The organism is Hamadaea sp. NPDC050747 (assembly GCF_040654195.1).
Classification (GTDB): Bacteria; Actinomycetota; Actinomycetes; order Mycobacteriales; family Micromonosporaceae; genus Hamadaea.
Map to the genome: position 1 here is coordinate 77,704 of NZ_JBFAHM010000009.1, position 13,718 is coordinate 91,421.

General features: G+C 68.5%; 11 protein-coding genes and 1 tRNA gene. 6 read left to right on the forward strand and 6 right to left on the reverse strand.

What is annotated here, in order from left to right; genetic code table 11:
- Positions 1-250: 250 nt before the first annotated feature.
- Together AB0H43_RS22295 and AB0H43_RS22300 are read left to right on the forward strand one after the other, a co-directional pair.
- On the forward strand, positions 251-1,177 hold the full coding sequence (locus AB0H43_RS22295; RefSeq protein ID WP_360001877.1) for a hypothetical protein: 927 nt from the start codon (positions 251-253) through the stop codon (positions 1,175-1,177).
- A gap of 185 nt (positions 1,178-1,362) precedes the next feature.
- Positions 1,363-2,964 carry a hypothetical protein gene (locus tag AB0H43_RS22300; protein ID WP_360001879.1) on the forward strand — a complete coding sequence of 534 codons (1,602 nt, stop codon included), beginning with the start codon at positions 1,363-1,365 and terminating at the stop codon, positions 2,962-2,964.
- A gap of 84 nt (positions 2,965-3,048) precedes the next feature.
- Here the strand turns inward: AB0H43_RS22300 and AB0H43_RS22305 are convergent, their stop codons facing one another.
- From AB0H43_RS22305 to AB0H43_RS22315, 3 genes are all read right to left on the reverse strand, one after another.
- Complete coding sequence (locus AB0H43_RS22305; RefSeq protein ID WP_360001881.1) at positions 3,049-4,089, reverse strand: site-specific integrase; 1,041 nt, start codon at positions 4,087-4,089, stop codon at positions 3,049-3,051.
- Entirely contained in the window at positions 4,086-4,580 is a 495-nt protein-coding gene (locus AB0H43_RS22310; protein ID WP_360001882.1) for a hypothetical protein, read from the reverse strand. The genes AB0H43_RS22305 and AB0H43_RS22310 overlap by 4 nt, the downstream gene beginning before the upstream one ends.
- Before the next feature lie 158 nt (positions 4,581-4,738).
- A tRNA-Leu gene (locus AB0H43_RS22315) sits at positions 4,739-4,825 on the reverse strand.
- Positions 4,826-5,278: 453 nt separating this feature from the next.
- On the opposite strand from AB0H43_RS22315, the gene AB0H43_RS22320 reads away from it, so the two are divergent.
- A complete protein-coding gene (locus AB0H43_RS22320; protein ID WP_360001883.1) occupies positions 5,279-5,935 on the forward strand; it encodes a hypothetical protein in 657 nt (218 codons plus the stop codon).
- A 296-nt stretch (positions 5,936-6,231) separates the two neighbouring features.
- On the opposite strand, the gene AB0H43_RS22325 is transcribed toward AB0H43_RS22320, so the two are convergent.
- A complete protein-coding gene (locus AB0H43_RS22325) occupies positions 6,232-9,588 on the reverse strand; it encodes a phosphodiester glycosidase family protein (RefSeq protein WP_360001885.1) in 3,357 nt (1,118 codons plus the stop codon).
- A 99-nt stretch (positions 9,589-9,687) separates the two neighbouring features.
- Here AB0H43_RS22325 and trmB point away from each other — a divergent pair, with 99 nt between their 5' ends.
- From trmB to AB0H43_RS22340, 3 genes are all read left to right on the forward strand, one after another.
- Positions 9,688-10,377 (forward strand): tRNA (guanosine(46)-N7)-methyltransferase TrmB, encoded by a 690-nt coding sequence (trmB, locus tag AB0H43_RS22330; protein WP_360001887.1) that lies wholly within the window; start codon positions 9,688-9,690, stop codon positions 10,375-10,377.
- Positions 10,378-10,432: 55 nt separating this feature from the next.
- A complete protein-coding gene (locus AB0H43_RS22335) occupies positions 10,433-10,624 on the forward strand; it encodes a hypothetical protein (protein WP_360001889.1) in 192 nt (63 codons plus the stop codon).
- A gap of 287 nt (positions 10,625-10,911) precedes the next feature.
- Complete coding sequence (locus tag AB0H43_RS22340) at positions 10,912-12,474, forward strand: hypothetical protein (protein WP_360001891.1); 1,563 nt, start codon at positions 10,912-10,914, stop codon at positions 12,472-12,474.
- A 39-nt stretch (positions 12,475-12,513) separates the two neighbouring features.
- Here the strand turns inward: AB0H43_RS22340 and AB0H43_RS22345 are convergent, their stop codons facing one another.
- On the reverse strand, positions 12,514-13,065 hold the full coding sequence (locus AB0H43_RS22345) for a class F sortase (RefSeq protein WP_360001893.1): 552 nt from the start codon (positions 13,063-13,065) through the stop codon (positions 12,514-12,516).
- Positions 13,062-13,703 carry a DUF4142 domain-containing protein gene (locus AB0H43_RS22350; RefSeq protein WP_360001895.1) on the reverse strand — a complete coding sequence of 214 codons (642 nt, stop codon included), beginning with the start codon at positions 13,701-13,703 and terminating at the stop codon, positions 13,062-13,064. The genes AB0H43_RS22345 and AB0H43_RS22350 overlap by 4 nt, the downstream gene beginning before the upstream one ends.
- Positions 13,704-13,718 lie beyond the last annotated feature (15 nt).

Here is a 13,718-nt window from a genome sequence, read left to right on the forward strand (position 1 = left end):
GTTATGTAGCCGACATCCAACCAACGCGAGGATCGCGCGGACACGAACTCGCACGCGCGCGGGTTGAGCGCGATTGTGGTGGGCGAGTTCGAGCGGGCCTTCGGCGGCGAGACTACACAAAGCTCGCGCCGACCCTGGCTTGCGACGAATTGCCCAATAGTCGGCGTCGAGACGATGCCCGTCGGAGATCATGAGACATCACCCAGCGATCAACGGCCTACGTCTCGCGCACCGGCCCTACAGTGGGAGTGTGGACCACACGCTCGCCGCCTCTACCGCGAGTGACATCGGCAGCTGGCTCACTGCGCACCAGGTAGAGATAACTGCCTTGGGCGTCGCGGTGGCTGCCGTCGCGCTGTTCGCCGCCAGCCTGCAAGCAATGGCTGCACGCGCTGCCAACAAGATCGCTTTACAAGCTGCCGACCATGCGAAGGCTGCCAACGAGATAGCTGCGTCGGCGTTGGACCAGGCACACCGGGCGAATTCTCTCGTAGAGAAGCAGGTACACCTACAGCGGCGGCAGTTGCTCGATGCAGTAACCCCTCGGGTGGACATCATCGTTGACGACGTCATCCATGGCCCATTACTTCAAGGGTCGGCCACGTACGGAGACGTCACTGTGGCGCACAGCCCGTTCAGGCTCCTAGACATCTACGAGCTTCAAATTGACTATATTGTCACCGGGACCCTGATTAATCGAGGCTCCGTTCCGGCCGTGTTTCTTCGGCATGACCTGGATTTCGTGGATGACCGGGCAGAGAGCCAGGGCTTTCCTGTGCACTATCCGGGGACACGCTCCACTGGGCTGACTTGCTACCTGGCTGCGGGCAAGGCCGCGCGCTTCAGATGGCGGGTGGGCCTGACGCTCGAAGACTGGGCACACGAGTACGCAGACCCTGAGCGACGCAACAGATGGCTAGAGCTTCGACTGCACTTTGAAACGGGAGACCGGTTGCATCCAACACTTGATAGCGGTCTCCGGCTCGACGTGGAACCCGTACGCCCCGACCGGTCCGCTGAATCGAATCAACCCAAGGTCGCACGCGAGGAGGTGGCGGAGAAGTTCGGCACCTTCGGCATCCTCGAACTCTATTGGGGACTGACCGCCGACAAGCCACACGTGCACCAGTTGGATCCGAACGTGCACGTGCCGTACGACGAGCATCTCAAAACATGATGATCATCAGCATGCGGGCTCGCTAGCCTACTCGCCGGCCCTACCGTCTCGCTGCAGCAGACCTTGGATGGCAAATCTGCAGGACAATGACGGCACGGGCAGTTCAGCGGCCGACACACCAGAAGGCGGCGGGCTAGACAACTGCTGCCGCCAGCGCGAAGCGTCACAATCAGATCATGGTGGGGATGACGAACGATGAGACCCTGAGACGGTTCGTTTTGCGTGCGCGGCGGGTGAGAGCCCACTCGCTCGTCCAGAACTGGGACGAACTGATTCGCTACGCCAGAGGCGAGTTCCGGGGATTACTTAATCTGAGCGGTCGGATGACCATGACCCGAAGTCTTCCGCAGGACGAGGAGATCTTCGAGTCGCTGGTGTCGAGAATCAGGCCGTTGACTGTCCAGTCCGAGCCGGTGTATTACGTCAAGGTCTTCGACGCGATCGACCAAGCACTCGGTGCTAGAGACGCAGCCGAAGCGCGGAGCAAGTTGTCCGACCTTCGAGCGGCCTGGACGGCTGCCGAGATCCAAGGAGTCCAAACCCAGGCGTACGCCCTGCAGACAGCCAGCGTGGATGGCACCAACGCCACGAACCTCGTATCGGATACACAGCTCGCTGCCGCATGGCTGTACGCAGATCTCGTTCACGCAGACGCTAAGGGACCGAAGCGGGAGGCGCTGGCCTTCCCGCTTGCCGAGCGATACGCCGCGGCAGTCAGGGTGTTCTCGCATATGGCAGCGCTCACCGTCGCCACATTGGGACTCGTCGACTCGCTCCGCGACACTGGCCTGATCGACATTGACGCGTCGGCGTGGGAGGACCACGTGGTGGTGGGCATGTCGGAACTGGTTCATCAGGGCAAGGTCTATGTCGCGCCAGTGGGGAGCGAGACGCCGGACATGCGCGACGGTCTTGCGATGGGCCAGCACTGGAGTGCCTTCACCGTCACCGATCTCCTCAGACAGAACCCAGCGAATCACGTTCGCGTCGACTGCCGCGACCAGGCAGGCATGACGATCGCCTCGCACGAGGCCGCCGTGTCGCGCCGGGCGACGACAGAAACATCGATTGAGTGGGACGTGCTAGTCGCGGGAAGCTTCATGTTCACCTTCTCCTTCGATCGACAAGATGAGCAGATCACCGGTGCACAGCTGCTCAGATCGAGCGCGCTGAACTCGACGAACGAGCTCCTACTGGCCTCCACATCCTTCCAGCTCCAACTACACCACGCCGCAGTGATCGCATTCGAAGTCGGCGGCGAGCAGCTCCTCACGCTGGAGCCATCGACATTTCCCGACGACGTGCGACATGACATAGAGGTCACAGTGCAGACCGTCGAGGACGTCGTGGCGATCGAGCACCTGAGCGGGCAATCGCTCGGCCTGTGCGGCGGCCAGATCGACGACCGCCTCCGTGTACGGCTACGCCGGGCGCGCCTGATCTGGGAAGGCCAGATCGTTCACGCCATGCGGCACCCTGTCACCGTCACAACGACTGATGGCAACCCTCCAGCACTGATCATTGTTGCTCCGGGGACGCTTAACATCGGCGACGCGGAGGTCCCCATACCGCAGACTCTTATGCGGCACCCCGGCATGACCGCCACCGAAATCCGCGCAGCTCCCACGGCTGGTCCGGACGCCAAGACTTTCCTTATGGCGCCGCCCACCGGCGAGCAGTTCCTGGCCTGGTCACCACAACACGTGCACGTGGCCAACGATGACGATCTTGTCGCTACCGCTCCGTGGAACCTCATCGGCATCGACGAGGAAACGTTCGGCTACTAACCTCGCCACCTGCCCGCTGAGCCTGGAGGGTGGCACGCTCTTCGGTTCGCGTGGCAGTCTGCTGTCGCGGTACTTCGTGGCCGGTCACGCGCCGTTCAGTCGGGCCAGCTGTGCGGCGCTGGCGAGCGGATGCGGCTGTCCAGTCATCGCCGCGAGCGCGGCGGCGACTTCGTGGATTTGGCCTTTGATGTAGGTGGTCGTGGCGGGGCCGGTGGAGTCGGTGTGGCCGGCATACGCGCGGGCGACGCCGTAGCCGACATTGCGTTCGACCCAGGTCAGGGTGGTGTGGCGCAACCAGTGCGTGGACACGCCGAGCATCGCCACCCACGGCAGCTGCTCCCCCAGGCGTTTCCACAGATGGTCGTAGCGGCGGCTGGTCAGCGGACGGCCGTCGCGATAGCGCAGCAGCCTGTCGGTCGGCTGCACCGCTCCCCTAGCCTTGGCCAGGGCCAGCAGGTGCTGAGCGAGGCCGGTGGTGATCGGCTGCCAGCGTTGCGTGCCGCCCTTCTCCGTCAGATGCACCTGCCCGTTGCGCACGTCGAGGTCGGCCAGGCGTAGTCCGAGGGCGCCGCCGCGGCGGCAGGCGGTTTCGGTGTGCAGGCGCAGCAGCAGTGCGTCGAGGACCACGTCGTCACCGCTGGCGCGGGCGGCCTCGTTGATCTGGACGAGTTCGCCCGCGGTTAGGGCGCGGCGGGTGTTCGGCAGCCGTCGGGGTTTGGCCACCTGATGGGCCGGACTGGCGCCAGGGTCGATGAGCCCGTCGGCGATGGCCCGGTTGAACAGGGCACGGGCGGCGGCGATCACGTGTTCGCCGGCGTGCCGGCCGCTGCGGCTGTTGCGCCGTGATCGCGCGGATCCGGCGGCTTCATACCGGAGGGCTTCGATGTCGGTGGCGGCGATCTCGTCGAGGCACCGGTGGCCCCACAGCGTTCGCATGCGCGCCCAGTAACTGCCGTAGGTGCGCCGGGCGCCTGGACCGGCCGCGGCAGCGACTTGCGGCAGGTAGTCGGCGACGGTCGGGATCGGCCTGCGCGAGCGCAGGTCGTCGCGCAGGTCGGTGATGGTGACGCCGAGTTCGGCGAGCATGCGCCAGGCGGCGGCGATGCGGTCAGCGGGTGCGGTCATGACGGTCTTTCCAGGATCTGGGTGTGCCGGCGGGCCAGGAGCCGGGCGAGAGTGGCGATCGGGTGAATGATCAGCAGGTCGGCGTCGGGCAGCGCGGCGAGCAGCACTGCGGACGGGGCACCGATGGCGCACATCCGGCGGGCCGCGGCGGGCAGGACGAGCGCGCTGTCGGCGCCGATAGCGCGCCGCCCGTGGCCGGTCGGGCGCACGAGGATGGCGCCGTGGCGGACGGTGACGGTGATCAGGTCGCCCGCAGCCCAGCCGAGCGCGGACATGACGCCGGCGGCGCTGATTTGGCCGGATCGGTTGAGCCGGGCGATCGCGTATATCGCCGGGCCGGTTCCGGGCGAGCCGGGCGGCGCCGCGGTGGATGGTGCGGGTGGCCCTGGTGGGAGGTCGCCGACCGGCGCGGGCACGGGGCGCGGGCGGGGCAGGGCGGCCGGGATGAGCGCGGCGATGGGCCCGCCGGGCGGGCAGTCGGGTGGTGGCACGCGGCTCATGGTCGCCACCAGCCGGACAGGGCGGCGAGGGAGTTACCGGGAGGGTGACCCTCGTCCGGTGGACGTGGCCGAGTTAACCGACCACAGAGCAGAAGAATCCCGCGACCGGCGAAGATTCGCTTCGGCCGATGACGGGAATCCGCAGGTGGTGGTGTCCGAGGGGGGACTTGAACCCCCACGCCCTATACGGGCACTAGCACCTCAAGCTAGCGCGTCTGCCATTCCGCCACCCGGACAGGTGGTCCGACTTCGCCCGCACCGTAGGCACCAGGCCCTTGGTGTCCGGCTCAGCCGCACGAGCCATAACTGTACACGGCCCGCCATGATCACGCACACGGGGTATCCGGTGTCGCGTCGAGCGGGCCGCGAAGGCGGGCCGCGGCCGGCCCGACGCGACGTTGATCATGGAGTTTGCACCCCCGACACGCCGTCGATACCACAGTTAACTCCATGATCAACGGTGGTCGGGGAAGACGGGAAAGGACAGGTGTTCGAGGGAAGTGAGGGATGCCACATACGGAAATGTGCCACGTTACAAGGGCTGACAAGGACCGCAGGTCACGGCGCGGGCGTGGAGTGACGGCCAGGTAGCGGACAGTGGTGAATGTCAGTGGGCACGTTTAGAATGTGTGTACGAAACAGGGTCGTTGACCTGCTGCGCTGACACGCGCCGACACGAGGGAGCCGACATGTCCACCCCTTCCGCCACCCGTTCGCTGCCCTACGCCACGTTGCTCGCGTTCACCCGCTATGTCGATCAGACCGGCCCGACGAAGGCGGCGTACGTCGGTGGACTTCGCCGGCGGCGCGAGACGGGCGGCGGGTTCAATCCGCACGGCCAGTTTCTGAAGGCGCTCAAGGCCGACATCCAGTTCCGCACCGGCGGGCTGCACCTGGCCGACATTGCCCAGTCGGTCGCGCCGCGCTGGCGGCGACTCTATGCGGCGCTGACGACCGGGGCGGCGCAGTACTTGGAGACGCTCGGCGAGCCAGGTGAGTTCGGGCTGACGCCGACCCGGGAGGCGCTGGGGATGCTCGGCGATCTGCCGGTGAAGGTCAGCGCGCACTTCGGGCTGCGGTATGACGACGGCCGCAAGGAGGCGGTCCGGTTGCACTTCGACGAGCAGCCGCCGACGGCGGAGACGATCACGGCGTCGCTGCACCTCATGCGGCGCTATATGGATCAGATCCTGCCGAACGGCGTACCGGTGCTGGTGGATGTCCGGCGTGGGGTGCCGCACCGGCTGGATGAGGTGAAGGGCGCGTTCGAGGATGTCGACAGCTGGCTGACCGGTGAGGCCGCCGGATTCACCGCGATGTGGGGGCGACTCCCCCAGGCCGCGTAGCCGACGATCAGGGTCCTCGGGAATCGCTCAGGTCCCTGGGGACACGCCACGACCATAGGTTCATGATCGCGCGGAAGCCGCGCAGCAAGCTGCGGAACCCGCGCGCGGCGGCAGAAGGAACGCGCAAAGTCGCGGAAGGCGCGCACGCAAAGCCCGGAAGACACGCGCAGAGCCGCGGGAAGGCATGCGGAAGGAACGCGTGAAGCCGCGGGAAGCGCGGAAAGGCGCGCGGAAAGACAGCAAAAGAGGGAGCCGGGCTTGCCCTGACCTGCAAGCCCGGCTCCCGTGGGTCGTCGTCATGAAACGGTGACGACGACCTCCTGGGTGACGCCGTTGACGGTGACCGCGAGGGTCGCCGTGCCCGCGCGCAGGCCGGTCAGCTGCCCGGTCGGGGGGTCGAAGGCCGCGATGTCACCGGAGTCCGCGGTGCGTCGCGGTCCGATGTGGAGTCCGGCCCCGCCCGTCCAGGCGAAGCTCACCGGGTACGCGACGGGCACGACCCGCCCACCCGGCTGGGTGAGCGAAGCGGACACGTCGACGGATGCGCCGACGGTGACCGCCGGCACGGTGACGGAGAGCCCGTCGACGTGCGGGTTGACCTGGGCGGTCAGCCACTGGCCGGGGCCGCACGGGACGAGCGGCAGGCCGGTGTAGGGGCGCGGGTGGGTGACCTTGTCGACGCCCCACAGGGTCCAGCCGGTGAAGCCGCCGTCGTCGGCCGGCGTGGCGGGGTTCTTGCCGGAGTTGCCGTTGATGAAGTAGGGCACTCCGTCCACTCGGGACGCGTGGAACGTTCCGACGTGGCCGCCGAGGAAGGCGGCGCCCTTGCCGGTCGTGGTCTGGAAGTCGGCCAGCCACTTCTCGATCAGGCCGGCTTCCTTGCGGTCGTTGAGCTGGCTGCCCTTGCCCGGGGTCGGGTCCTGCGGCGGGACGTGCTCGACGAGGACGACCGAGCCGATGGCCGGGTCGGCGGCCGCGCTGTCCAGGGCGGAGCGCAGCAGGGCGTACTGGTCGTAGCCGGAGCTGCGGATCGACAGGGCGGAGGTGTCGAGGGTGACGAACCGGGTGCCGTTGTGGTCGAAGACCCGGTGGGTGTCGCCGAAGACCGCCTGGAAGTTGCCGATCGGACCGCCCATGACCTCGTGGTTGCCCGGGACGTAGTAGTACGGCAGCTCGCCGCCGAGTTCCTCGTCCAGGATCTGCTTGGCGAAGGCGATGTCGGCCGGGGAGGCCTCGTCGACGAAGTCGCCGTCGATGATCAGGAAGTCCGGCTTGGCCGCCTTGATCTCCCGCAGCGTACGCCGAGCGTTGCGCACGATGTCGCTGTCGGGCGACCGGGCGACGAACTGGGAGTCGGACATGACGGCGAAGCGCCAGTCCTTCGAGTTCACCGCGCCGAACCTACCGACGATGGGGTCGACGACCTTGGGGACGGCCGGGGAGACGACGGTCGGCGGCACCTTCGCCACCAGGTCGTCGATGATGACCTCGCCCTTGTACTGGGCGGCCGCCTTGGTTTCCACGACGTAGAAGCGCCGCAGTTTCAGCGGGTACGCGACCCCGACGGGCACCTTGAACTCGACGTACTTCCAGCCGGTCCAGGTGATGTAGTCGCTGCGCAGGATCTGCGCCTGGCCGAGGCCGTCGTAGAACTCCAGGGCCGGCCACTCCCCCTTGCCGTTGCCGTAGATCCACAGCCCGAAGCCCTGGGGCTGGCCATCGATCGTGAACTGGGTCGGCGGGTTGGCGTACGCGGCCCGGGTGGCGGTCGACTGGGTGAAGTCGTAGCTGAGCTTGATCCCCTGCCCGGTGTGACCGTCCGGCGTCGGCGCGATGGTGGCGCTGGCCCGGGCCGTGGTGACCGTCCACTTCGCCGCGTCGTCGAAGGTGGCGGCCGAGACGTCGGTGAGGCCGACCGTGACGGCGACGCTGGCCGAGTGGCCCTGCACCGTGGCGGTGATCAGCCCGGCGCCGGTGGCCACCAGCGGCTTGACAGTGAGGGTGCCGTTCGGGGTGGCGGTCACCTCGAACAGGTCGTGGTCGTAGTCGAGCTTGGCGTCGCCGGGCTCGATCGGTGCGGTGGCTCCGGCATCGTCGTAGCCGACCAGGCCGAACGCTCCGGTGGACCCGGACGACAGGCCGAGCCGTTCGACGGTGGGCCGGATGCGGTCGAGCGCGCCCAGCACGGTCAGCTTCGTCGAGCCGGTGGCGGTGGCCCGGAACGCGGTCACTGTCGTCTGCCCGGGGAATCCGGCGTGGAAGACATTGTCGGAGGTGACCCAGCCGACCGGCACCATGCTGGAGCGCCAGAGCGGCGTGCCCGCGGCGGGGCCGTAGGTCTCGTCGTAACCGTTGGCGGTGAGCTTGCGGGTCAGACCGGGGAACACCCGATCCGGCCGGGCCAGGGTGACCTGGTCGGAGCCGGGCGCGGCGGCCGGGTCGGCGGTCGGCGCGACCCAGTAGCCGGTCAGCTTGCCGCTGCCGACCGGGGCGTACAGGCCGAGGCCGTTGGCCACTGCCCGCTCGCTGCCGTCGGACGGGCTGTTCTCCAGCGTGAGGTCGGCCTCGCCGGGCTTACGGGCCAGCAGCGTAGAAGAGCCGCCGCCGTCGATGTTGAGCGCGTTGTACGCCCCGAAGTCGGCGACGATCTGCGCCCACTTGCCCAGGGTGACACCGGCGCTGTTGGCCTGCTTGCCGTCGATGGTGAGCAGGTACATCTTGGTGCCTTCGCGGTTGAAGCCGACCGCGCTGCGGGCCGCCAGGGCGACGTCGTCGAAGTCCTGCGGTACGCCGTCCTTGACGAGCAGGTAGTTTCCGCCGACCGCGGCGTACAGGGGGCCGCCGTCGGAGGTCTTCGGCTGGTACGCCACGGTGACGTGGGTGCCGACGGCGAGGTTGCGCAGGGCGACCGCCCCGGCCTCGCGGCCGAGCAGGATCGTCGTCCCGGCCGGGATCGTCCCGGAGCCCGCCGCCGAGCCGATGGCGGTGACGACGTTGTCGACCAGAGTCACCTCGGTGACGTCGGACGCGCCGTCGACGGCGCGCTGGCGGGTGTAGTCGCCCCACAGTGGAGTGATCAGGCCGATGCCGCCGCTCTGCACCCGGTTGTTGAACTGGGTCAGCGCGACTGAGCCACCGTCCCAGGTCGCCGTGCCGTCGAAGCCGACCTGCAGGAGGCGGCCGATGCCTTCGGCGCTGAACCCGACGGCGTTGGACCAGCCGGCGGTCGGCGACTGCACGAGCTGTCCGCTGTGGACGCCGATGCCCAGCGCCGCGCCGGAGTTGTTGATGTCGAAGAAGTCACCGTTGACCGCGGCGACCGCGCGGGTCGCCTTGCCGTCGTGGGTGGTCATCTGGCGTACGGTCTCGTCTGCGGCGACCTTCCCGGGGCTCAGGTAGTCGACCGTGATGCCGCCGCCCAGGTCGGTCGTCAGCGCGTCGGCCCGCAGCCAGCCGCCGGCGTCGACGGTGTCGAAGGAGGTCAGGGTCACACCGGGCGCGACGGGCCGGGTCGTCCGGGCGGTCTCGATCGCGGGCGCGGCCTGCGTCTCGGCCGCCTGGGCAACCGCGACACCGCCGAACGCGAACGCGGTCGTCACCGCGAGCGAGAGCGCGAGAAGCCGTCTCGGGGGGAAACGTCGAGGGGGGAACATGCCAAGCAGTAGACCCCCGGACGGCAAATCTTTTCAAGACTTAACGTGTACTCGTTAAGAATTTTCTGGTCGGCGGTCGCCGGTATCCTGGTGGGCGTCATGAGCGAAACGATCAGCACACCCCACCGCATCCGCAGCTTCCATCCGCGACGAGGCCGGGTCAGCCCCCAGCGCGAGGCCGACTTTCAGCAGCTGTGGCCGGCTCTCGGCGTACAAGTCGAAGAACGGCGAACGGACCCCGCGGCGATCTTCGGCCGCCGCGCTCCCCTGGTCGTGGAGATCGGGTCCGGGATGGGCGAGGCGACCGCGATCATGGCCGCCGCGGACCCGGCGCGCGACTATCTCGCGGTCGAGGTGCATTACGCGGGCATCGCGCACCTGTTCGGCCTGGTCGACGCGGCCGGGCTCACGAACGTGCGCGTCGCCCGCGGCGACGCGATCACCCTGCTCACGCGCATGCTCGAACCGGGCAGCGTCGACGCGATCCACATCTTCTTCCCCGACCCGTGGCCCAAGGCCCGGCACCACAAACGCCGCCTGGTCCGCCCGGAGAACGTCGCGGTCCTGCGCGACGCGCTGCGCGTCGGCGGCACGCTGCACTGCGCCACCGACTGGCCCGAATACGCCGAGGTCATGCTCGAGGTCCTGGCCGCGGATCCCGGCCTGGCCAACACGACCGAGGGATACGCACAACGCCCCGACCGGCGTCCGGTGACCAAGTTCGAGCAACGCGGGATCGACGCCGGGCGGCCCATCGCGGACCTGATCTTCCGCCGCGTGTCTGTTTGACCGACGACTCCTTCTGGGTACGCCGCCCGCAGAGGTGAAAGGAGTCGCCACGATGATGAGCAGCCAGCCGATTCCGCCCATCGTCCCGGCCGCGGCCGTCGACGCGGACCTCACCGACGAGGAGCGCGCTGACGACCGGCGGCCCGACGCGGACGACGAAACGATCGCCGACGATGGGACGCCGGTGGGCCGCAGCGATCGCGACGCGGACGTTCGCCGGACCGGCGCAGATCCCGACGCCGCCTGACGCACCACCCGACGAAGCCCGGGCCCAGTCGCGGGGGTGTGAAACTGCTTACGGTTGAGTGTCCGTGAGTGATTACGAGTGTCTGCAAGGTGTTTCAGCCTTATGGACGACGGTGATGATCTTCTCCGGATGTGATGCGGGGTTTCTGATGTCATTGTTCGTACGCGTGTATGGTCGTCGGGGAAGCGATGGTGTGCCTGGGGTGTGGAGAGCCGCTGACGATGGACGGGCAGAACAGGCTGTTGCGCGATGTTGCGCGGCCGTTCGTTGTGGACGGTCCGTCGGGTGTGTCGATCCGGGACCGGCTCAAACGGTTGACCGCTGAGGACGAGAAGGTGTTGCGTCTGGTCGGCGCGCATCTGGGCTCGTTGGCATCGGCCGATCTGGCCCGCCGCTGCCGCGACGGTCTCGGGCATTCGAACCAGGCGTGGGCGCACCGCAAGCGGGAGCTGACCGGTGCGTCGTCGTCGCGGTGGGCGGGCAGCATCACCAAGGCCACGCACGACCAGTGGGGTTTGTCGCGGCGGGCACAGCACGACCATCTGCGCTCGCTCGAGACGGGCATTGCGATGATCCGGCACCGGTTGTCGCTGCCAGTCGGCAGCAAAGGCGGCCGGAGTGCGCCGGGCGGCTACCGGTCCACCCACGAGTGGTTCGTCAAATCCAGGCGGCTGGCGATCCTGGAAAAACGGTTGGAGCGGGTGCGGGCCGAACGGGACGCGGGCCGGGTGTCGATTGTGCGCGGCGGCCGGCGGCTGCTGCACCAGCGGCACAATCTCGCCGCCGCCGACAAGACCGAGGAGCAGTGGCGCCAGCAGTGGCAGACGGCGCGCTGGTTCCTGACCGCGAACGGGGAGTCGGGCAAGCGGTTCGGCAACGAGACGATCCGGGTTACCCCTGATGGGCAGATCAGCCTCCGGTTGCCCGTGCCGCTGGCCGAGTACGCCAACAGCCCGCACGGCCGGTATACCCTGGCGGCGCGGGTGTCGTTCCCGCACCGGGGCGAGGAGTGGGCCGACCGGATCCAGGACAACCGGGCGGTGGCCTACCGCATCCACTACGACGTCAACTCCGGCCGCTGGTATGTAGACGCGTCGTGGCAGCGCAAAGACCTTCCAGTCGTGCCTTTAGAGACGCTGCAGGCGCGTGGTGTCATCGGCGTGGACACCAACGCCGACCACCTCGCCGCCTGGCGCCTGGACCCGCACGGCAACCCGGTCGGGCAGCCGCGCCGGTTCGGCTACGACCTGACCGGCACCACGCAGCATCGTGACGCGCAACTGCGCCACGCCCTGACCCAGCTCTTGCACTGGGCCAAACAGGCCGGTGTGCAGGCGATCGCGATCGAGGACCTCGACTTCACCGACTCCACGACCCGGGAGAAGCACGGCCGGAACAAACGCTTCCGGAACCTCATCGCCGGCATCCCCACCAGCCGGCTTCGTGCCCGACTGGTCAGCATGTGCGCCGAACACGACCTCGCCGTGATCGCCGTCGACCCGGCGTACACCAGCAAGTGGGGCGCACAGCATTGGGCCACGCCCATGACGACCCCTACCCGCAAGACCAGCCGACACGAAGCCGCGAGCATCGCGATCGGCAGGCGCGCCCTCGGACACCCGATCCGGCGACGGACACCACCGCCCCGCCAGCACCAGAGCGATGCCGGCGGGCATCGGAGCGCCCAGGCTGGACCAGGCGAACAAGGACGCGAGGGAAACCGCCCGACTCGCACCGGAACACGGACACGATCCGCGCCCCCGACGAGACCGAGAACGCGGCAACCCAGCCCCTCCAACACCGTTCGGGACGGGCGCAGTGACAGAACCGATCACCACGATCACTTCTGATCACTGTTCAGGAACGGTCCGGGCCTCGCGCTGGGCGGATCAGACGGGGTCGGCGACCGCGACGACGTTGTCGCGATAGTGCCCCGTGGCCTGGTCGAACGGGCCACCGCAGGTGACCAGCGCCAGCCGCCGGGGGCCTTGCGTCGTGAACAGCGATCTCGGCAGCGACTGCTTCGGGTAACGGCTGACGGCCGACACCACATAGGTCGTCGCACCGTGCGCCGTGACGACCTCGATCCGTTCGCCGTGCCGCAGCATCCCCACCGCACGCAGGACGCCAGGGCCGAGGCGGCTGTCGACGTGACCGGCCAGGACCACCGTCCCGTGTGGATCCAGCGGGCCAGACCCGCCGATCCACCAGCCGACCCGGGACGCGGCCGGAAGGTTCAAGCTCCCTCGCTCGCCGGTGCCCACCGGTTCGACCGGCGCGGTCACGTGCCGGCTGGGAATCTTCAGCGTGATCGGCACGTTGTCGCCGGCCACCGCGACCGGATCGGCGGGCGGCGGAATGGGATAGTTGCTGAGCCAGCCGACGATCGCGCCGATCGTCAACCAGATCCCGGCCCCGATCAGCAGGTTCGCGGTCTTCATCGCGCGGTCCGCCGGCGCAGCCAGACCCCGCCCAGCAGCACCAGTACGCCCACCCCGGCGAGCACGACCACCTCAGTAGGCGGCCCGGCCGCGCCACCCAGTCCGCTGTCGACCGTGACGGGCGGGCTGACCTGGTGGGCCGCTTTTCGCAGGGAGTCGCGATGCGAGGCGACGATCGGCTCGGCGGTCGCGGCGAGCTGCCGGGCCTGCTGGTCGCCGCCGCTGCCGAGGTCAGCCTGAATGCGGTCCATCAGCTCGTCGTGCAACCGGCGTTGGACGTCGATCCACCGGCGGTCGAACGCCGTCCCCGACAATGCGGCCAGTTCGGCGGCAGTCGTCCGCAGCGTGGCGTCCGGCTCGTTCGGCAGCGAAACACCCAGGGCGTCGGCTGTCTTGCCGACGTCCGGGTCCAGCTCCACATGCGATGCGGTGATCGACCGAGCCGTCTGCCGCACGACCTGGGTCGTCGCCTTCTGCTCGGCCAGCCGGCCCAGTTCGATCTGCGCGAACGTCGCCTGGTGCAGGGCGATGAGCAGGCGCCGATCCTGGTCGTTCGGCTGGACGGCGTACGCGGCGGTGGCCGGGCCGAGCGTCGACGCCAGGGCTGTCAGCAGGGTGAACACCCACGCCCGTGTCATCTCGCGGCTCCCTTG